Annotated in this window: 1 protein-coding gene; it reads right to left on the bottom strand. The window is 38.3% G+C overall.

Annotated features, from left to right (window positions below):
- Positions 1-112: 112 nt before the first annotated feature.
- Entirely contained in the window at positions 113-526 is a 414-nt protein-coding gene (locus AWU74_RS06725) for a hypothetical protein (protein ID WP_062328664.1), read from the bottom strand.
- Positions 527-780 lie beyond the last annotated feature (254 nt).

Genomic DNA, 780 nt, shown 5'->3' on the forward strand with positions numbered 1-780 from the left:
GCGTTTCTCCGGACACGCGAATGTGATAGAGTGCTTCTCTGTGCGCCGGAATGGCGAAACAACGCCGGCAGCAAAGCGGCGTACAATATGCATTCGGCGTATGCTATGATGCTTATAGTTGAGCGACCAAAAATACATTATAATCATTCGCAAAATATTTTTTGCAATTATTTAGAACACCAGAAATGCCCTGAACATAATTTTCTTTTGCGTTTTTTCCTTGTCCGCGAAATAACGGTCCTATTTCCTTATCATCATTACGCTCAAAGTCGAATAGGTCATAAGCATAGGCGTGTTGTTCATGATAATCAATCAAACCAACATACGGCGGAGATGAAAAAATACCGTTAATTTTTTTTGTTCCAAGCAATTTGCCAAAATCTGGGGTTTGTTTTTCTATTATTGCTGCAATATCAACATTGCGGCTATCCCCTGTTATACATGATTGATAGGTCGGAGTACGCAAGGAGTTAAATTGCAATAAGCGCTGAACGGTATCTTTTGAGTAAGTTTTCCACCATTTCAATATAGAAAATAGTGGTTTGCACATTTTGCCGTGTTTACTGCAATAATAAGTAGTTGTTACTGGCTCCAAAAGGGTTGCTAAATCGGCGTGTGTGGTTGCGCGGCAACTGCGAATTGTCCGGCTTAATATAAGGCAAAGAATATTTTTTGTATTTGTATTTTCTACTTTTTGAATCTCGACATATACACAATCAAATTCATTCGCATACGGATATATTTCTTATTACGGAACTTACGGCGTATACAGAAAATATT

This window comes from Treponema endosymbiont of Eucomonympha sp., from assembly GCF_001028545.1.